At 72.6% G+C, this 19,541-nt stretch carries 15 protein-coding genes and 1 pseudogene; all 16 read left to right on the top strand.

Annotated elements, in window-relative coordinates; all coding sequences use genetic code 11:
• Positions 1-26: 26 nt before the first annotated feature.
• The gene (locus JN535_RS19985; protein WP_047234407.1) at positions 27-389 is read left to right on the top strand and encodes an NADH-quinone oxidoreductase subunit A; all 363 of its coding nucleotides are present in this window, start codon (positions 27-29) and stop codon (positions 387-389) included.
• A gap of 44 nt (positions 390-433) precedes the next feature.
• Positions 434-985: a NuoB/complex I 20 kDa subunit family protein gene (locus tag JN535_RS19980; protein ID WP_141389599.1), complete on the top strand. Its 552-nt coding sequence runs from the start codon at positions 434-436 to the stop codon at positions 983-985.
• Positions 982-1,755: an NADH-quinone oxidoreductase subunit C gene (locus JN535_RS19975; protein ID WP_205207554.1), complete on the top strand. Its 774-nt coding sequence runs from the start codon at positions 982-984 to the stop codon at positions 1,753-1,755. The genes JN535_RS19980 and JN535_RS19975 overlap by 4 nt, the downstream gene beginning before the upstream one ends.
• Positions 1,752-3,131: an NADH-quinone oxidoreductase subunit D gene (locus JN535_RS19970; RefSeq protein ID WP_205207553.1), complete on the top strand. Its 1,380-nt coding sequence runs from the start codon at positions 1,752-1,754 to the stop codon at positions 3,129-3,131. The genes JN535_RS19975 and JN535_RS19970 overlap by 4 nt, the downstream gene beginning before the upstream one ends.
• Positions 3,128-4,024, top strand: a complete 897-nt coding sequence (gene nuoE / locus JN535_RS19965) for an NADH-quinone oxidoreductase subunit NuoE (protein WP_205207552.1) — start codon at positions 3,128-3,130, stop codon at positions 4,022-4,024. Before JN535_RS19970 ends, nuoE begins: the two co-directional genes overlap by 4 nt.
• Entirely contained in the window at positions 4,021-5,388 is a 1,368-nt protein-coding gene (gene nuoF / locus JN535_RS19960; RefSeq protein ID WP_205207551.1) for an NADH-quinone oxidoreductase subunit NuoF, read from the top strand. The genes nuoE and nuoF overlap by 4 nt, the downstream gene beginning before the upstream one ends.
• Positions 5,388-8,078, top strand: coding sequence for an NADH-quinone oxidoreductase subunit G (locus JN535_RS19955; protein ID WP_205207550.1), 2,691 nt, complete (start codon positions 5,388-5,390; stop codon positions 8,076-8,078). The genes nuoF and JN535_RS19955 overlap by 1 nt, the downstream gene beginning before the upstream one ends.
• On the top strand, positions 8,075-9,472 hold the full coding sequence (gene nuoH, locus JN535_RS19950) for an NADH-quinone oxidoreductase subunit NuoH (protein WP_205207549.1): 1,398 nt from the start codon (positions 8,075-8,077) through the stop codon (positions 9,470-9,472). Before JN535_RS19955 ends, nuoH begins: the two co-directional genes overlap by 4 nt.
• A complete protein-coding gene (gene nuoI, locus JN535_RS19945; protein ID WP_205207548.1) occupies positions 9,465-10,196 on the top strand; it encodes an NADH-quinone oxidoreductase subunit NuoI in 732 nt (243 codons plus the stop codon). Before nuoH ends, nuoI begins: the two co-directional genes overlap by 8 nt.
• Positions 10,193-11,158 carry an NADH-quinone oxidoreductase subunit J gene (locus JN535_RS19940; RefSeq protein ID WP_205207547.1) on the top strand — a complete coding sequence of 322 codons (966 nt, stop codon included), beginning with the start codon at positions 10,193-10,195 and terminating at the stop codon, positions 11,156-11,158. The genes nuoI and JN535_RS19940 overlap by 4 nt, the downstream gene beginning before the upstream one ends.
• Complete coding sequence (nuoK, locus tag JN535_RS19935; RefSeq protein WP_205207546.1) at positions 11,158-11,457, top strand: NADH-quinone oxidoreductase subunit NuoK; 300 nt, start codon at positions 11,158-11,160, stop codon at positions 11,455-11,457. Before JN535_RS19940 ends, nuoK begins: the two co-directional genes overlap by 1 nt.
• A 13-nt stretch (positions 11,458-11,470) precedes the next feature.
• Positions 11,471-13,501 (top strand): NADH-quinone oxidoreductase subunit L, encoded by a 2,031-nt coding sequence (nuoL, locus tag JN535_RS19930; RefSeq protein WP_205207545.1) that lies wholly within the window; start codon positions 11,471-11,473, stop codon positions 13,499-13,501.
• 13 nt (positions 13,502-13,514) lie between these two features.
• The gene (locus tag JN535_RS19925) at positions 13,515-15,185 is read left to right on the top strand and encodes an NADH-quinone oxidoreductase subunit M (RefSeq protein WP_205207544.1); all 1,671 of its coding nucleotides are present in this window, start codon (positions 13,515-13,517) and stop codon (positions 15,183-15,185) included.
• Positions 15,182-16,954 carry an NADH-quinone oxidoreductase subunit NuoN gene (gene nuoN, locus JN535_RS19920; RefSeq protein ID WP_205207543.1) on the top strand — a complete coding sequence of 591 codons (1,773 nt, stop codon included), beginning with the start codon at positions 15,182-15,184 and terminating at the stop codon, positions 16,952-16,954. Before JN535_RS19925 ends, nuoN begins: the two co-directional genes overlap by 4 nt.
• 65 nt (positions 16,955-17,019) lie before the next feature.
• Entirely contained in the window at positions 17,020-18,024 is a 1,005-nt protein-coding gene (locus JN535_RS19915; protein ID WP_205207586.1) for a polyprenyl synthetase family protein, read from the top strand.
• A 356-nt stretch (positions 18,025-18,380) separates the two neighbouring features.
• Positions 18,381-19,541: pseudogene (locus JN535_RS19910) on the top strand (Ig-like domain-containing protein); the annotation flags it as partial.

Below are 19,541 nucleotides of genomic sequence, written 5' to 3'. Positions count from 1 at the left end.
CCGAGCCCCCACTCGAGGAGTACGCGATGACCAACCCGTACGTCCCGCTGCTCGTCCTCATGGGCGTGGCCGCCGTGCTGGCTCTCGGCGGGGTCGCCGCGAGCGCGGTCATCGGCCCCAAGCGGTACAACCGCGCCAAGCTCGACGCGTACGAGTGTGGCATCGAGCCCACGCCCCACGCGATCGGCGGCGGGCGCTTCCCGATCAAGTACTACCTCGTCGCCATGACGTTCATCGTCTTCGACATCGAGGTCGTCTTCCTCTACCCGTGGGCGGTCGACTTCGCGACGCTCGCGACCTTCGGCCTCGTCGCGATGCTCGCGTTCCTCGCGCTCATCACCGTCCCGTTCGTCTACGAGTGGCGCCGGGGCGGCCTGGAATGGGACTGAGCGCACGGCCGAGAGACCGCCGGCGAGAGAACTAGGAGAACACCATGGGGATCGAGGAAGCTCCCTCGGGCTTCTTGCTGACCACGATCGAGGACCTCGCGGGGTACCTGCGCAAGGCGTCGCTGTGGCCCGTGACGTTCGGGCTGGCGTGCTGCGCCATCGAGATGATGGCGGCCGGGGCGTCGCGGTTCGACCTGTCGCGCTTCGGCATGGAGGTCTTCCGTGCCTCGCCGCGGCAGGCGGACCTCATGATCGTCGCCGGGCGCGTGAGCCAGAAGATGGCCCCGGTCGTGCGGCAGGTCTACGACCAGATGAGCGAGCCCAAGTGGGTGCTGTCGATGGGCGTGTGCGCGTCCAGCGGCGGCATGTTCAACAACTACGCGATCGTGCAGGGTGTCGACCACATCGTGCCCGTGGACATCTACCTGCCGGGCTGCCCGCCGCGGCCGGAGATGCTCATCAACGCGATCCTCGCTCTGCACGAGCAGATCCAGCACGAGCCGCTCGGCGTGAACCGCAAGGAGGCGGCGCGCGCCGCCGAGGCGGCCGCGCTGGAGGCGACGCCCACGTTCCAGATGAAGGGGCTGCTGCGGTGACGGACGAGAAGAGCGGCGGCACGCCCGTGCCGCAGCCCGAGGAGGTCAACGGCCCGCGGTCGGGCGACCTGGTGACCGGGGCCGGCGCGCCGCGCACGCTCGAGGTCGTCGAGGTCCGCGAGGGCATGTTCGGCGTCCGCGGCTCGGGCGACACGTCCGGGTACGGCGGGCTGGTCCAGCCCGTCGCGATGCCCGGCGCGAGCCCGCGCCCCTACGGAGGGTGGTTCGACGAGGTCGTCGACGTGCTGGCCGAGGTGCTGGCCGAGCAGGGCACGCGCTTCGAGGCCGCGGTGGAGCGCGTCGTCGTGGACCCGCCCGGCCCGCACGCCGAGCTGACGATCCACGTGCACCGCGACCACCTCGTCGACGTGTGCCGAGCGCTGCGCGACGACCAGGACCTGCGGTTCGAGCTGAGCCTCGGCGTGAGCGGCGTGCACTTCCCGCACGACGTGGGCCGCGAGCTGCACGCCGTCTACCACCTGACGTCGATCACCCACGGCCGGCGGCTGCGGCTCGAGGTGTCGGTGCCCGACGCCGATCCCCACGTGCCGACCACGACGTCCGTCTACCCGACGAACGACTGGCACGAGCGTGAGACGTGGGACTTCTTCGGGATCGTCTTCGACGGGCACCCGTCGCTCGCGCGCATCGAGATGCCCGACGACTGGCCGGGCCACCCGCAGCGCAAGGACTACCCGCTCGGCGGGATCCCCGTCGAGTACAAGGGCGCGACCGTGCCCCCGCCCGACACGAGGAGGTCGTACTCGTGAGCACGCACACCACGGGCGCCCCTGGCGCCGCCCCGCACGCCACGAAGCCGCCCGTGGGCGACTTCGACCAGGGCGTCCCGAGCTTCGAGGCGTCGGGCGGCGACTGGGCGGACGTCGCCGAGAGCGCCGTCGCCGCGGCCGCGCTCGGCGAGGAGCGCATCGTCGTCAACATGGGCCCGCAGCACCCGTCCACGCACGGCGTGCTCCGCCTCATGCTCGAGATCGACGGCGAGACCGTCACCGAGGCGCGGTGCGGCATCGGCTACCTGCACACCGGCATCGAGAAGAACATGGAGTACCGGACGTGGACGCAGGGCGTCACGTTCTGCACCCGCATGGACTACCTCGCGCCGCTGTTCCAGGAGACGGCGTACTGCCTCGCGGTCGAGAAGCTCCTGGGCATCACGGACGACGTCCCCGAGCGGGCGAGCGTCATCCGGGTGCTCATGATGGAGCTCAACCGGATCGCGTCCCACCTCGTGTGCCTGGGCACCGGCGGCAACGAGATGGGCGCGACGACCGTCATGACCGTCGCGTTCACCGCGCGCGAGGAGATCCTGCGGATCTTCGAGGCCGTCACGGGCCTGCGCATGAACAACGCGTACGTGCGGCCCGGCGGCGTCGCGCAGGACGTGCCACCCGACCTCGTCGAGCAGGTCCGCAAGGCCGACCCGCTCATCCGGCGGTACCTCGGCCAGCTCGGCGACCTCATGCTCGCCAACCCGATCTTCAAGGGCCGCCTCGTCGGCGTCGGGCACCTCAACCTCGCGGGCTGCATGGCGCTCGGCGTCACCGGTCCCGTGCTGCGCTCGACCGGCCACCCGTACGACGTGCGCAAGGCCGACCCGTACTGCGGCTACGAGACGTACGACTTCGACGTGCCGACCTCGACGGGCGCCGACTGCTACGACCGCGTCGTGCTCCGGCTCGAGGAGTGCTACCAGTCGCTGCACATCGTCGCGCAGTGCCTCGAGCGCCTCGAGGTGACGGCCGGGCAGCCCGTCATGGTGGGCGACCGCAAGATCGCGTGGCCCGCGCAGCTGGCGATCGGGAGCGACGGTCAGGGCAACTCGCTCGAGCACATCAAGGAGATCATGGGCACCTCCATGGAGGCCCTGATCCACCACTTCAAGCTCGTCACCGAGGGCTTCCGCGTCCCGGTCGGGCAGGCATGGCAGACCGTGGAGCACCCACGCGGCGAGCTCGGGGTGCACCTCGTGTCCGACGGCGGCACGCGCCCCTACCGGGCGCACTTCCGCGACCCGTCGTTCAACAACCTCCAGGCCGTGGCGGCGATGTGCGAGGGCGGCCAGGTGGCCGACGTCGTGGTCGCCGTCGCCTCGCTGGACCCCGTGCTGGGAGGGGTGGACCGATGACCATCGACGCCGGACCTGCGACGAACGGCGCGCCCGCCGGCGGGCCGCGCCCCGGGTACGACGCGGAGACGACGGCGCGCCTCGCCGCCGACGCCGCGCAGATCGTCGCGCGCTACCCCGAGTCGCGCTCGGCGCTGCTGCCGATGCTGCACCTCGTGCAGTCCGAGGACGGCTACGTCTCGCGCGACGGCATCCTGTTCTGCGCCGAGCAGCTCGGCCTCACCGCGGCGGAGGTCTCCGCCGTCGCGACGTTCTACACGCAGTACAAGCGCCACCCCAACGGCACCTACACCGTGGGCGTCTGCACGAACACGTTGTGCGCGATCATGGGCGGCGACGCCATCTTCGACGAGCTGTCGGAGCACCTCGGCGTCGGGCACGACGAGACCACCGAGGACGGCGCGATCACGCTCGAGCGCGTCGAGTGCAACGCGGCCTGCGACTACGCGCCCGTGATGATGGTCAACTGGGAGTTCTTCGACAACCAGACCCCCGCGAGCGCGACGGACGTCGTCGACCGCCTCCGCGCGGGCGAGCCCGTCGCCCCCACCCGCGGCGCCGCGAGCGTGTGCACCTTCAAGCAGATGAGCCGCGTCCTCGCGGGCTTCCCCGACGGTCGCGCCGACGAGGGCGTCGGCGCGGGCGAGCCCACCCTCGCCGGGCTGCGCCTCGCGCGCGAGCACGGCTGGACCGCCCCCACCACCGACCAGGCCTCCACCTCGTCGGACCAGGCCTCTACCCCGGCAGGCGAGCCGGCTCCCGAGAAGCCCGTGACGGGCGGCGAGCAGTCGAGCGCCGACCGCGAGGCGACGACCGACGCCGACGTCGACCCCGGCGGCAAGGCCGAGTCGCCCGGCACCAAGCCCGACCCGTCGAAGGGAGCGGACGCATGAGCGAGCAGCAGAGCACCGAGACCCGCCCGGCGCCGGACCCGCTGACCCCGGTCCTGTCGGACACGTGGGACGCGGACCGGTCCTGGACGCTCGCGTCCTACCTGGACCGCGGCGGCTACGCGGGCCTGCGCGCGGCGCTGGGGCAGGAGCCCGGTGACGTCGTCGCGACGGTCAAGGCGTCGGGCCTGCGCGGCCGTGGCGGCGCCGGGTTCCCCACGGGCATGAAGTGGGGCTTCCTGCCCGCGCCCGACGGCGGCCCGCGGTACCTGGTCGTCAACGCGGACGAGTCCGAGCCGGGCACGTGCAAGGACATCCCGCTCATGCTCGCGAGCCCGCAGGCGCTCGTGGAGGGGGTGGCGATCACGTCGTACGCGATCGGGTGCCGCCACGCGTTCATCTACGTGCGCGGCGAGGTGCTGCACGTGTACCGCCGGCTGCTGCGCGCGGTCGAGGAGGCGTACGAGGCCGGGTACCTCGGCACGGACATCCAGGGCTCCGGCTTCGACCTCGACGTCACGGTCCACGCCGGCGCGGGCGCGTACATCTGCGGCGAGGAGACGGCGCTGCTCGACTCGCTCGAGGGCCGCCGCGGGCAGCCGCGGCTCAAGCCGCCGTTCCCCGCGGTCGCGGGCCTGTACGCGCGCCCGACGGTCGTCAACAACGTGGAGTCCATCGCGAGCGTGCCGTCGATCGTCGCGCGCGGCGCGGACTGGTTCACGTCGATGGGCACGGAGCGCTCGGCGGGGTTCGGCCTGTTCTCGCTCTCGGGTCACGTGACGCGTCCCGGCCAGTACGAGGCGCCGCTCGGCACGACGCTGCGCGAGCTCCTGGACCTCGCGGGCGGGATGCGCGGTGGCAAGGCGCTGAAGTTCTGGACGCCGGGCGGCTCGTCGACGCCGCTGTTCACCGACGCCCACCTCGACACGCCCCTCGACTACGAGTCGGTCGCGGCGGCCGGCTCGATGCTCGGCACGCGCGCGCTGCAGCTCTTCGACTCCACGACGTGCGTCGTGCGGGCCGTGAGCCGGTGGACGGACTTCTACGCGCACGAGTCGTGCGGCAAGTGCACGCCGTGCCGCGAGGGCACGTACTGGATGAAGCAGGTGCTGGCACGCATCGAGGCGGGCCAGGGCACGGAGGCGGACCTCGACCTCCTCCTCGACACGTGCGACAACATCCTGGGCCGCGCGTTCTGCGCGCTCGGCGACGGCGCCACGTCGCCCGTGACGAGCAGCATCGAGCTGTTCCGCGACGAGTACGAGGCGCACATCACGGAGCACCGCTGCCCGTTCGACCCGGCGGCCTCGGCCCTCTTCGACTACACGCCCCGCCCGGCCCGCGTCCTGACCGCAGGAGTGCACTGATGACGACCACGACCCCCGCCGCGGGCACCGGCTCGGCAGCCGCACCCACGGGTGGCGCGGCCAAGCCACCGGTCCCCGCGGACCACGTGACGTTCACGATCGACGACGTCGAGATGTCCGTGCCGAAGGGCACGCTCGTGATCCGCGCGGCCGAGCAGATCGGGATCCAGATCCCGCGGTTCTGCGACCACCCGCTGCTCGAGCCCGCGGGCGCGTGCCGCCAGTGCCTCGTCGAGGTGGCGACGCCGGACCGCGAGGGCAACGTCCGGCCCATGGCCAAGCCGCAGGCGTCGTGCACGCTCGAGGCGACGCCGGGCATGGTGGTGAAGACCCAGCGCACGAGCCCCGTCGCCGACAAGGCACAGCACGGGATCATGGAGCTGCTGCTCATCAACCACCCGCTCGACTGCCCGGTGTGCGACAAGGGCGGCGAGTGCCCGCTGCAGAACCAGGCGATGAGCAACGGCCGCGCGACCAGCCGGTTCGTCGACGTCAAGCGCACGTTCCCCAAGCCGATCGCGGTCTCGACGACGATCCTGCTCGACCGCGAGCGCTGCGTCCTGTGCCAGCGCTGCACGCGCTTCTCGCAGGAGATCGCGGGCGACGCGTTCATCGACCTGCAGAAGCGCGGTGCCGCGCAGCAGATCGGCCGCTTCGACGAGGCGGTGCTGGACTTCGCCCCGCCCGCGGGGCAGGCGCCGGGCGACCGCCCGGTCGGGCTCGCGCTCGAGGACGAGTCGGGCCTGCCGTTCGCGTCCTACTTCTCCGGCAACACCGTGCAGATCTGCCCGGTCGGCGCGCTCACGGGTGCCGCGTACCGGTTCCGGTCTCGCCCGTTCGACCTCGTCTCGACGCCGTCGGTCGCCGAGCACGACTCGTCCGGGTCGGCGATCCGCGTCGACCACCGTCGCGGCGTCGTGCTGCGCCGCCTCGCGGGCGAGGACCCGCTGGTCAACGAGGAGTGGATCACCGACCGCGACCGCTTCGCGTTCACCTGGCAGTCGGCGCCGGACCGCCTCACGCACCCGCTCGTGCGCGACCGCGAGGTCGCCCCGGACGGGACGGTGTCGCGCGGCGAGCTGCGCCCCGCCTCGTGGGCCGAGGCGCTCGAGGTCGCGGCGGACGCCCTGACGCGCGCACGCGACGCCGGGGGCGTCGCGGTCCTGCCGGGCGGGCGCCTCACGCTCGAGGACGCGTACGCGTACGCCAAGCTCGCGCGCACGTGGCTGCGCACGAACGACGTCGACCACCGCGCCCGCGTCCACAGCGCCGAGGAGGCGGACTTCCTCGCGCACGCCGTCGCGGGTCGCGCCGTCGGCCACCCCGGCGGGGTGACGTTCACCGACCTCGAGAAGGCGCCCGCCGTCCTGCTCGTCGGCCTCGAGGCCGAGGAGGAGGCCGGCGTGACGTTCCTGCGCCTGCGCAAGGGGGCGCTGCGGCACGGCGTGCGGGTGTTCTCCGTCGCGCCGTTCGCCTCGCGCGGCGTGCAGCGCATGCACGGCACGCTCCTCCCGGCCGCGCCGGGCACCGAGGCGGAGTGGCTCGACGGCATCGCCGCCGGCGACCAGGTCCGCACGCTCGACGAGGCGGAGGGCACCGACCTCCTCGCCGACGTGAGCGACGCCCTCCGGGCGCCGGGCGCCGTGATCCTCGTCGGCGAGCGGCTCGCCGCGACGCGCGGCGGGTACAGCGCGCTGCTGCGCGCGGTCGCCGCGACGGGGGCGCGCCTCGCGTGGGTCCCGCGCCGCGCCGGCGAGCGCGGCGGCGTCGAGGCCGGCACCCTGCCGAACCTCCTGCCGGGCGGTCGCCCGGTCGCCGACGCCGCGGCCCGCGTGGACGTCGCGACCGTCTGGGGCGTGGCCGCCACGGAGGACGGGGCCGCCGGGCTGCCCGCGACCGCGGGCCGGGACGTCGGGGAGATGCTCGACGCGCTGTCGGTCGGTCAGCTCGCGGGCGCGCTCGTCGGCGGGCTCGAGCTCGACGACCTGCCCGACCCGGCGCACGCGCGTCGCGCGCTCGAGGCGGCGGACGTCGTCGTCTCGCTCGAGGTGCGGCGCTCGGCGGTCACGGAGCTCGCCGACGTCGTGCTCCCGGTCGCGCCGCCCGTGGAGCGGGCCGGGGCGTACGTGAGCTGGGAGGGGCGCGTGCGTCCGTTCCCGGCGGCGCTCGCGTCCACGGCCATGCCGGACCACCGCGTGCTCGACGCCCTGGCCGACGCCGCGGGCGTGCCGCTCGGCCTGCCGACCGTGGACGCGGTGCGCGCCGAGCTCGACCAGCTCGTGGGCGACGGCGCGTGGGACGGCGAGCGCGCCGCCGCGCCGGACGTCGAGACCACGGAGCCGCCCGCCGTCGCGCCGGGGACCGCGGTCCTCGCGAGCTGGCGGCTCCTGCTCGACGACGCGCGCGGCCAGGACGGCGAGCGCTACCTCGCCGGGACGGCGAAGCGACCCGTGGCGCGGCTGTCCGCGGCGACCGCGGCCGCTGCCGACGTGTTCGACGGCGACGTCGTGCGCGTCTCGACGGACCGGGGCGCGATCACGCTCCCTGTCGTCGTGACGGACATGGTCGACCACGTCGTGTGGCTGCCCCTGCGCTCGCCGGGCTCGTCCGTGCACGCGACGCTCGGCGCGGTGCCGGGCGACGTGGTCCGCCTCGAGACCGTGAGCACCGACCGAGGGGAGGGCGCATGAGCGGCGTCCACGCGATCCACGCGCTCGCTGCCGAGACGCCGGGCGTGCCCGGGATCACGGCGAACTTCTCGCAGGACACCGGGTGGACGTACCTCGTCAAGGCCGTCCTCATCCTCGTGTTCCTGCTGACGAGCGTGCTGTTCGCCATCTGGTTCGAGCGCAAGGTCGTCGCGCGCATGCAGGTGCGGCCCGGCCCCAACTGGCACGGCCCGTTCGGCCTGCTCCAGTCGCTCGCCGACGCGATGAAGCTCCTGCTCAAGGAGGACATCACCGTCAAGGCGGCGGACAAGTTCGTCTACCTCCTCGCGCCGATGATCTCCGTGTTCTGCGCGCTGCTCGTGTTCGCGGTCATCCCGTTCGGGCCCGAGGTGCAGATCCCGTTCACGGACTACGTGACGCCCGCCCAGCTCACCGACTTCCCCGTCGCGACGCTCTACATCCTCGCGTGCGCGTCGCTCGGCGTGTACGGCATCGTGCTCGGCGGCTGGTCGTCCGGGTCGACGTACCCGCTGCTCGGGTCCGTCCGCTCGACGGCCCAGGTCATCAGCTACGAGCTCGCGATGGGCCTGTCGCTCGTCTCGGTGTTCCTCATGGCGGGGTCGATGTCGACGTCGCGCATCGTCGACTCGCAGACGCAGCTGTGGTGGTTCCTCCCGCTCCTGCCGGCGTTCGTCATCTACGTCATCTCCATGGTCGGCGAGACGAACCGCCTGCCGTTCGACCTCCCCGAGGCCGAGGGCGAGCTCGTGTCGGGGTACATGACCGAGTACTCGTCGATGAAGTTCGCGTGGTTCTTCCTCGCGGAGTACATCAACATGCTCAACGTCTCCGCGGTCGCCACGACGCTGTTCCTCGGCGGGTGGCGCGCCCCGTGGCCGCTGTCCGCGATCAACGACGGGATGTTCAACGAGGGCTGGTGGCCCATCCTCTGGTTCCTCGTCAAGGTCTGGGCCGTCATGTTCTTCTTCGTGTGGGTGCGCGGCACGCTCCTGCGCCTGCGCTACGACCAGTTCATGCGCTTCGGCTGGAAGGTCCTCATCCCGTTCGCGCTCGCGTGGCTCGTGCTGCTGGCCGTCGCGCAGGCCGTGCGCCAGTTCCTCGAGGTCGACCTCCGCGTCTTCGTCGGCATCGCCGTCGCGCTCGCCCTCGTGGTGGTCGTCGTCGTGTGGTTCTGGCCCGAGAAGAAGGCGCCGCCCGGTGCGGCACCCGGCGCCGCGGGCACCGGGCCCGAGCCGTTCGACGCGTTCGCGGGCGGGTTCCCCGTCCCGCCGCTGCCCGGGCAGTCGCTCCCGCCCTCGCCGCGCCGTCGCGCCCTCGTGCCCGACGACGCGGGATCGCCCGGGACGTCCGGGACACCTCGAACGCCCCACGACAAGGAGGTCGACCGTGGCTGACGACCAGAAGCCGGACCGGCCCGGCGAGTACGAGGTCCGGCGCCCCCAGGCGAAGGGCCTGCGGGAGGCGCTCGCGCCCGTCGCCGGGTTCGGCGTCACCTTCGCCTCGATGTTCCGCCCGACGGTCACCGAGCAGTACCCGCGCCAGAAGGTGCCGACGAAGCCGCGCTACCACGGCCGGCACCAGCTCAACCGGTACGCCGACGGGCTCGAGAAGTGCATCGGGTGCGAGCTGTGCGCGTGGGCGTGCCCCGCGGACGCGATCTACGTCGAGGGCGCGGACAACGCCGACCTCCCCGACGGCGGCCACATGTCGCCGGGCGAGCGGTACGGGCGCGTCTACCAGATCAACTACCTGCGCTGCATCTTCTGCGGGCTGTGCATCGAGGCGTGCCCGACACGCGCGCTGACGATGACCAACGAGTACGAGCTCGCCGGGCCGACGCGCGAGGGCATGATCTGGGAGAAGCAGGACCTCCTCGCGCCGCTGCGCGAGGGGATGCTCGCCGCGCCGCACCCGATGGTGCCCGGGACGTCGGACACCGAGTACTACCGCGGGGAGGTGAACGGCCCGGTGGCCGAGCAGGTGGAGTGGGTGCGCGAGCACCGTCCGGACGACCCGACGCTCCCTCCCGAGCCCACGGGGCCGCCCCCGGAGGTCCGGCGGGTCGCCCAGCCGTCCGGGCGGTCCGCGCGCCCGTCGGCCCGGAAGGCCGCCCGGTGACCGCGAGCGGCGGCGAGGCGGTCCTCTTCTGGGTCCTCGCCCCCCTCATGGTCCTCGCGGCGCTCTCGCTGCTCTTCGCGCGCAAGGCGGTGCACGCCGCCATCGCGGTCATGTTCGTCATGGTCGACCTCGCGATCCTCTACATCGCGCAGGAGGCGTCGTTCCTCGGCGTCGTGCAGGTGGTCGTCTACACGGGCGCCGTGATGATGCTCTTCCTCTTCGTGCTCATGCTCGTCGGCGTCGACGCGTCGGACTCGCTCGTCGAGACGATCCGCGGCCAGCGCTGGATCGGCGTGCTGCTGGGGCTCGGCCTCGGGGCCGTGCTGGTGGGCGTCGTCTCGCAGGCGGCGTTCCCGCCCGCGGTCGGCCTCGAGGCCGCGAACGCGGTGACGAACCCGGTCGCGCTCGCGCGGGTGCTCTTCGCCGACTACGTGTTCGCGATGGAGGTCGTGGGCATCCTGCTCATCACCGCCGCGGTCTCGGCGCTCGTGCTCACGCACCGGCGCCGCCTCACCCCGAAGGTCGGCCAGCGCGAGCAGGCGGACGCGAAGGTCGCGGCCCTGCCCTCGGGCGGCCGGCTCACGCCGCTCGCCGCGCCCGGCGTGTACGCGCAGAACAACGCCATGGACACCCCGGCGCTCGACCCGCAGGGCCGTCCCATCGAGGAGTCGGTCTCGCGCATCCTGCGCATCCGCGGCCAGGAGCGCTCGGCGGGGACGATCCTCGAGGCCGAGCGCGAGGTGCTCGTCGAGCACGAGCCGCTGCGAGCGCTGCCCGCGCTGCGGGCCCAGGACGCGAACGAGCGCACGGTGCAGACGGCGACCGCCGACCAGCCGGAGGGCGAGGCGCCCGCGGGCGACGTCTCCGGTCCGGACGACCCGGGCCGGTCTCGCGTGCCCGGCGGCCCCGCGGACGCGAACCCGGAAGCCACCCCGGGAGGAAACCGGGGAGGAGAGGACTGATGGAGCTCACCAACTACCTCGTGCTCGCGGCGATCCTCTTCTCGATCGGCGCCGCGACCGTGCTGCTGCGACGCAACGCGATCATCGTGTTCATGGGCGTCGAGCTCATGCTCAACGCGACCAACCTCGCGTTCGTCACCTTCGCCCGGATGCACGGCGACGTGACCGGGCAGGTGCTCGCGTTCTTCGTCATGGTCGTCGCGGCGGCGGAGGTCGTCGTCGGCCTCGCGATCATCGTGTCCATCTTCCGCACCCGTCGGTCCGCCTCGGTCGACGACGTCAACCTGCTCAAGAGCTGAGGGGCCGGCACCGATGACGACGCTCCTTCCCGCCCTGCCCACGGCGAGCGGACTGCTGGCCGCGACCGACGTCGTGCCCGCGTCCGAGACCGTGCCGGGCGCGTTCCTCGCGGCACCGTTCCTCGTGCTGCTCCCGCTCCTCGGGGCAGCCGTCCTCCTGCTCGCCGGGCGTCGCAGCGACCGGTGGGGCGCGTGGTTCGGGGTCCTCATGTCCGGCGCGGCGTTCGTCGTGGGGCTGGTCCTCTTCGTCGCGATGCTCGGCCTGCCCGTGGACGAGCGGGTCGTGGACTACCGCCTCTTCGACTGGATCGTCTCGGGGGGCCTCGACCTCGCCGTCGGGCTGCGGATCGACCCGCTGTCCCTGACGTTCGTGCTCCTCGTGACGTTCGTCGGCACGCTGATCCACGTCTACGCGGTCGCCTACATGGCGCACGACCGCGACCGGCGCCGGTTCTTCGCCTACCTCAACCTGTTCGTCGCGGCCATGCTCGTGCTCGTCCTCGCCGACTCCTACCTCCTGCTGTTCGTCGGCTGGGAGGGCGTGGGCCTCGCGTCGTACCTGCTCATCGGGTTCTGGAACCACCACCGCGCGTACGCCGTCGCGGCCAAGAAGGCGTTCGTCATGAACCGCGTGGGCGACATCGGCCTGATCGTCGCGCTCATGCTCATGTTCGCGACGTTCGGCGCGGTCGACTTCACCACGGTGTTCGCGGAGGCTCCTGAGGCGTCGACGGCGATGCTCACCGCGACGAGCATCGCGCTCCTGCTCGCGGCCTGCGGCAAGTCGGCGCAGTTCCCCCTCCAGGCCTGGCTCGGGGACGCGATGGCCGGCCCGACGCCGGTCTCCGCGCTCATCCACGCCGCCACCATGGTCACGGCGGGCGTCTACCTCGTCGTGCGGTCCGCACCGATCTTCGAGGGCGCGCCCACCGCCCAGCTCGTCGTGGTGATCGTCGGCGCGGTGACGCTGCTCTTCGGGGCGATCGTCGGTTGCGCCAAGGACGACATCAAGAAGGCGCTCGCGGCGTCGACCATGTCCCAGATCGGCTACATGATCCTCGCCGCCGGGCTCGGACCGATCGGCTACGCGTTCGCGATCTTCCACCTCGTGACGCACGGCTTCTTCAAGGCGGGCATGTTCCTCGGGGCGGGGTCCGTCATGCACGGCATGGACGACCAGGTCGACATGCGTCGGTTCGGCGGGCTCGCGCGGTACATGAAGGTCACGTGGATCACGTTCATGATGGGCTGGCTCGCGATCCTCGGCATCCCGCCGTTCTCCGGCTTCTGGAGCAAGGACAAGATCATCGAGGCCGCGTTCGTCCCCGTCGACGGCGAGCCGTGGCGGGCGTGGGTGTTCGGCGGCGTCGCGCTGCTCGGCGCCGGGATCACCGCGTTCTACATGTCGCGCCTGTTCTTCATGACGTTCTCCGGGCGCCGCCGCTGGAACGACGGCAGCGGCTCCGTGGACGGGCTCGGCCCGCAGGACGGCCCGGTCCAGCACCCGCACGAGTCCCCGCGCCTCATGACGTGGCCGATGATCGTCCTCGCGGTCGGGTCGGTCGCGCTGGGCGGCATCCTCGCCGCGGGCTCGCGCTTCGTCACGTGGCTCGAGCCGGTCACCGGGCACGCCGAGCACCACGAGCCCGTGCTCCCGGTGTGGTCGCTCATCACCCTGACGCTCCTGCTCGTCCTCGCGGGCGCGGCCCTCGCGTGGCGCCAGTACGCGATGTCGAGCGTCCCGGTCCGCGCCCCGCGGGGTTCGGTGCTCACGCGCGCCGCCCGTCGCGACCTGTACCAGGACGACGTCAACGAGGCCGTGTTCATGCGCCCCGGCCAGTACCTCACACGCTCGCTCGTCTACGCCGACAAGGAGATGGTGGACGGCGGCTGGATGGGCCTGGCGGGCCTCGTCGGCCGGGTGGGGGAGTGGCTGCGCGGGTGGCAGAACGGCTACGTGCGCTCGTACGGCGCGACGATGCTCGGCGGGCTCGTGGTGGTCGTCGCCGTCGTCCTCGCCCTGACCACCGGCTCCGTGAGCTGAGAGGGAGACACCCATGACCACCTCCGTCCCCTGGCTGTCCCTGCTCGTCGCGTGGCCCGTCGTCGGCGCCGCGGCGGTGTGGCTCACGGCCGCGGCCCGCACGCGCGGCGTCGGCGCGGGCGCCCTGCGCGCCGTGCGCGGCATCGCGCTCGGCGCCGCGCTCGTCGAGCTGGGCCTGCTCGTCGGCGCGTTCACCGCGTTCGACACGTCCGCGGCCGGCACGCACCAGCTCGCCGAGACGTACCCCTGGATCCCGCAGATCGGCGCGAGCTACGCGGTGGGCGCCGACGGCGTCGCGCTCGCGCTCGTCGCGCTGTCGGTCCTGCTCGTCCCGCTCGTCGTGCTCGCCGGGTGGAAGGAGCAGGACGGCGACGTGCGTCGCCTGCGTCACTACCTCGCGCTCGTGCTGCTGCTCGAGGCCTTCATGGTCGCGGTGTTCGTCGCGCGCGACGTGTTCCTCTTCTACGTGCTGTTCGAGGCGATGCTGATCCCGGTCTACTTCATGATCGGCGGGTTCGGGGTCGGGGCGCGGCGACGCTACGCGGCGGTGAAGTTCCTGCTGTTCTCGCTCGCGGGCGGTCTGATCATGCTCGCGGCGGTCATCGCGCTGTACGTGCAGGTGCCGATCGACGCGGCGACGGGCGCGCGCCCCGAGGACGCGTTCCTCACGTCGAACCTCGTGGGGTACTTCGCCGAGAACCCGATGCCGGTCACGACCGAGCGGCTGCTGTTCCTCGGGTTCTTCCTCGCGTTCGCCATCAAGGCGCCGCTCTTCCCCGTCCACACCTGGCTGCCCGACGCCGCGCAGCACGCACCCGCGGGCACCTCCACGCTCCTCGTGGGCGTGCTGGACAAGGTCGGCACGTTCGGGATGCTCACGCTGTGCCTCCCGCTCTTCCCGCACGCGAGCGCGTGGGCGGCCCCGGTCGTGATCGTGCTGGCCGTGGTCTCGATCCTCTACGGCGCGCTCATGGCGATCGGGCAGAGCGACCTCATGCGCCTCATCGCCTACACGTCCGTGTCCCACTTCGGGTTCATCGTGCTCGGCATCTTCGCGTTCACGTCGCTCAGCGTGTCCGGGTCGTCGCTGTACATGGTCAACCACGGGATCTCGACGGGGGCCCTGTTCCTCCTCGCGGGCTTCCTCATCGCCCGGCACCCGGAGCGCTCGCAGCGCATCGCGGACTACGGCGGCCTGCAGAAGGTGGTCCCGGTGCTCGCGGGGACGTTCCTCGTGGCCGGCCTGTCCGCGCTCTCGCTGCCGGGCCTGTCCACATTCGTCAGCGAGATCATGGTCCTCGTCGGGACGTTCGCGCGCAGCCCGTGGGCCGCGCTCGTCGCGGTGCTCGGCGTCGTGCTCGCCGCGCTCTACGTGCTGCTGACCTACCAGCGGATCTTCACGGGCAGCACCCGTGAAGGGCTGGACCAGCTCCCGGACCTCGGGGCGCGCGAGAAGTGGGTCGTCGCGCCGCTGATCGTCGTCCTCCTGGTCCTCGGCTTCTACCCGGCTCCCGCGCTCGACCTCGTGCGCGAGCCCGCCGAGGTCACCCTGTCCGACCTCGCGGTCGCCGGCGTCGAGGACCCGCCGCGCTCCGACCCGTTCGCCGGGGGGACCGAGCTGGTCGCCTTCGAGAGCCAGGGGTCGTCCCTCACCCGTAGCACCGACGAAGGGAGCGAGTCGTGAACGACTCCTTCGTGGCCCCCACGGTCGACTGGCTCTACCTCGCCCCGATCCTCGTCGTGCTGGGTGCCGGCGTCGTCGGTGTGCTGATCGAGGCGTTCGTCCCGGCGCGCGTGCGACGGACCACGCAGGTCGTCCTCGCACTGCTCGCGACCGCCGCCGCGTTCGCGCTCGTCGTCGTGCTGTGGCGGGACCCGGCCGTCCAGGGGAGCGACGGCGCGCCCTACGGGGTGCGGGTGCTCGGCGGGTCGATGGTGATCGACCCGTTCGGGCTCGCGATCCAGGGGATCGTCGTCCTCCTCGCGTTCCTCGCGATCCTCGTCATCGCCGACCGGACGTCCACCGGGCAGGACGCGTTCGCGCCCTCGGCGGCGGCCGTCCCCGGCTCTCCGTACGAGGACCTCACTCGGCGCAAGGGCCTCGAGCAGACCGAGGTCTACCCGCTCGTGCTCTTCGCCGTCGGCGGCATGATGATCTTCCCCGCGACCGGCAACCTCCTCGTGATGTTCGTCGCGCTCGAGGTGCTCTCGCTCCCGCTCTACGTGCTCTCGGCGATGGCCCGCCGCCGTCGCCTCCTGTCGCAGGAGGCGTCGTTCAAGTACTTCCTGCTCGGGGCGTTCGCGTCCGCGCTGTTCGTGTTCGGCGTCGCGCTCGTCTACGGCTTCGCCGGGTCGGTCGACCTCGTCGAGGTCTTCCAGGCGCTCGCCGCACCCGAGGGCCCGCTCGCCACGATGCCCGGGCTCGTCGTCGTCGGCGTCCTGCTCATCCTCGCGGGACTCCTGTTCAAGATCGGCGCCGCGCCGTTCCACGCGTGGACCCCCGACGTCTACCAGGGCGCCCCGACGCCCATCACCGGCTTCATGGCCGCGTGCACCAAGGCGGCGGCGTTCGGTGCGCTGCTGCGCGTGCTGTACGTCGTGAGCCTCGGGCTCGCGCAGTCGTCCCTGGCGACGCGCGAGGACCTCTTCGTCGCGCTGTGGATCGTCACGCTGCTCACGATGGTCGTCGGCACCGTCGTCGGTGCCGTGCAGACCGACGTCAAGCGCCTGCTCGCCTACTCGTCGATCGCGCACGCGGGCTTCATCCTCGTCGGTGTCGTCGGGTTCTCACAGCTCTCCCTCCGCGCGACGGTCTTCTACCTGCTCGTCTACGGCCTCGCGACGGTGGGCGCGTTCGCCGTCGTCACGCTGGTGCGGGAGACCGCGCCGGTGCGCGAGCGCGTGCCTGCGGCCGTGGGTGCGGGGGCGTCGGACGGAGCCGACGCGGACAACGTGACGGACGGGGCGACGGAGCAGCCCGTCGCCGTGCTCGGGGAGGCGACGCACCTCGCGCAGTGGGCGGGGCTCGGACGCCGCAGCCCGTGGCTCGCGGGCACGTTCTCCCTCTTCCTCCTCTCCATGGCGGGCATCCCGCTCACCGCGGGGTTCGTGGCGAAGTTCACGGCGTTCGGCGCGGCCATCGCCGGGCCCGACGGGCAGGGTGGCGGCTCGACGTGGGTGCTCGCCGTGGTCGGCGTGCTCGCCTCCGCGGTCGCCGTGTTCTTCTACGTCCGCATCATCGTGCTCATGTTCTTCACGGCCCCGGCAGGCGGGGCCGCGGATGACGCGAGCGACGACGGCGGCGCGATCGAGGGACCGGGAGTGACCGTCGTCCGGTCGACCGGCCCGACGACGATCGCGATCGCCGCGTGCGCGCTCGGGGTGCTCCTCCTCGGTGTGTTCCCGTCCCCGGTTCTCGATCTGGCGGCCGAGGCGGTTAAGTTCGTCCCGTGACCTCTGTGCCTTCCGTGCCGCCCGTGCCCGCCGGGCCTCGCGGCCCGCGCGACCGGACCGCGCCCGTGACGACCACCGCGATCCCGATCTCGGACCCCGAGCTCGCGGCCGCCCTCACCGAGCGGCTCGCCGGGGTCGAGGCCCGGCTGCGCGACGCCGTCGCGCACGCCGACCCGCTCGCCGACACCGCGTCCCGCCATCTCGTCAACGCGGGGGGCAAGAGGCTGCGGCCGTTGCTCACCCTGCTCGCCGCCGAGCTCGGGGACGGGACGCGTCCGGAGGTCGTGGAGTCCGCGGTCGTCGTCGAGCTCACGCACCTCGCGTCGCTGTACCACGACGACGTCATGGACTCCGCTCCGGTGCGTCGGGGAGCTCCGTCGGCGCACGCCGTCTGGGGGAACTCCGTCGCGATCATGGTGGGCGACCTGCTCTTCGCGCGCGCGGCGTCGACCGTCGCCGCGCTCGGGCCGGAGGCCGTGCTGATCCAGGCGAGGACGTTCGAGCGGCTGTGCCTGGGCCAGCTCCACGAGACGATCGGTCCGGAGGAGGGCGACGACCCCGTCGAGCACTACCTCGAGGTGCTCGCCGACAAGACGGCGTCGCTCCTGTCGACGTCCGCGCGGCTCGGTGCGATGTTCGCCGGGTGCCCGGCCGACGTCGTCGACACCGTCGCCGCCTACGGGGAGAAGCTCGGGGTCGCGTTCCAGCTCGCCGACGACGTGCTGGACCTCGCGTCCTCGGGTGACGAGTCCGGCAAGACGCCGGGTACCGACCTGCGCGAGAAGGTGCCGACGATGCCCGTCCTCCTGCTCCGCGCCCGGATCGCGAACGGGACGGCGAGCGAGGCGGACGCGGGTCTCGTCGAGCTCCTCGACTCGGACCTCACGGACGACGCCGCGCTCGCCGCGGCCGTGGCCGCGCTGCGATGCCACGAGGTGCTCGGGGAGACGCGGGCGCTCGCGGTGCGCTGGGCGCGCTCCGCCGTGGAGGAGCTCGACGCGCTCCCCGCAGGCCCCGTCACCGACGCCCTGCGCTCCTTCGCGGAGGCGCTCGCCGACCGCGCCGCCTGACCGTCGCGCGAGGGTGATCTTCTTCCCGGTCCGCGGCGGCCAGGACCGGCGGCGCGCCCTGACGGCATCGTTGCCTCCGTCACCGAGGTGACCTGCTCGGACGTCCCGTCCGGGGAGTCGAGGCTCGCCGTGGCCGCGGCGTCCGGAGGTGCAGGGTGGGGAGTGCTCCCCATAGGACGGGTGTCGGTTTTCACCCGGTCCCCCGTTATCCTCGGTTGCGCGATCGGTGGGGCCGCCTGGTACGTGCGAGATCGAGGGGGCTGGGGAAGAGGGCCGATCGTCTCCCGTTCCAACTCCTCGGAGGGCCTGTGGGTTTCCTGGCGCGTCTGCGCGAGCACCGCCGTACCGTCGCGTCGGTGAGCACCGTGTCGGTGTTCTCGACGGCGTTGGTGGGCATGGCGTTCCTCTACGAGGGCGAGGCCACGGCGGACGTGGACCTGAACGACTCGGGCGTGTGGGTGACGAAGACGTCGGCCGGGCTGCTGGGTCGGTTCAACTACGAGTCGCAGGCGCTGGACGGGACGCTGAACGCGGGCAGCACGTCGTTCGACGTGCAGCAGGACGCGGGCCGGGTGCTGCTCGACGACACGAGCACAGGCACGGCCTCCCCGGTGAGCGTGGCGCACCTCAAGCTGGACGGGCAGGTCCGTCTGCCGGCGGGGGCGCAGGTGGTGTCGGGTGGTGCGACGACGGCGATCCTCGACGGCGAGGAGGGGCTGCTGTGGGTGCTGCCGTTCGACGGCGCAAGCTCGTTCGACGCGGAGAAGACCGAGCCCACGGCGGAGGTCGAGGGGAGCGGCGACCTCGCGGTGTCCCAGGACGGGACGGTGTTCGCGGCGATCCCCTCGACGGGGACGTTGTGGACGGTGAAGACGACGTCCCAGGGCACCGCGGACGGTGACCCCACGTCGTCCTCCCTCCCCGTGGGGAAGGGCGCCGAGGTCGAGGTGACCGCGGTCGGTGACCGACCGGTGGTCCTCGACCGGTCGGCGTCGCAGCTCGTTCTCCCCGGTGGCAAGACGGTGGCGCTGGACGGCGGCGCCGAGGCCCGCCTTCAGCAGCCGTCGGCCGGCTCGGAGAACGTCGTGGTGGCGACGACTACGGGACTGGTCACGCAGCCGCTGAAGGGCGGGGACGCCCTGCGTCGCGCGGCCGAGGGGCGCCCTGGCGCCCCGGTGCAGCTCGGGGCGTGCACGTACGGGGCGTGGGCCTCGACGGGTCAGGTGATCCGTGACTGCGACGGCACCGACCGCGACCTGGACACCCGCCTGGAGGGGATCGATCCGCAGGCGCGCCTGGAGTACCGGGTGAACCGGCAGGTGATCGTGCTGAACGATCTGTCGGCGGGGACGTTGTGGATGGCGGCGGACGAGTACCAGAAGGTCGACGACTGGGACGTGCAGATGCCGGAGGAGGCCGAGGGTGAGGAGTCCGACGCGGAGCTGACGAACCCGGAGCAGGTGGACCAGTTCATCGCGGACCGGACCCAACCGAACAAGCCGCCCCAGCCCAAGGAC

The organism is Cellulosimicrobium cellulans (genome assembly GCF_016921195.1).
In the GTDB taxonomy this organism is placed as follows: Bacteria; Actinomycetota; Actinomycetes; order Actinomycetales; family Cellulomonadaceae; genus Cellulosimicrobium; species Cellulosimicrobium cellulans_F.
This window is presented reverse-complemented; position numbering and strand designations above follow the sequence as displayed.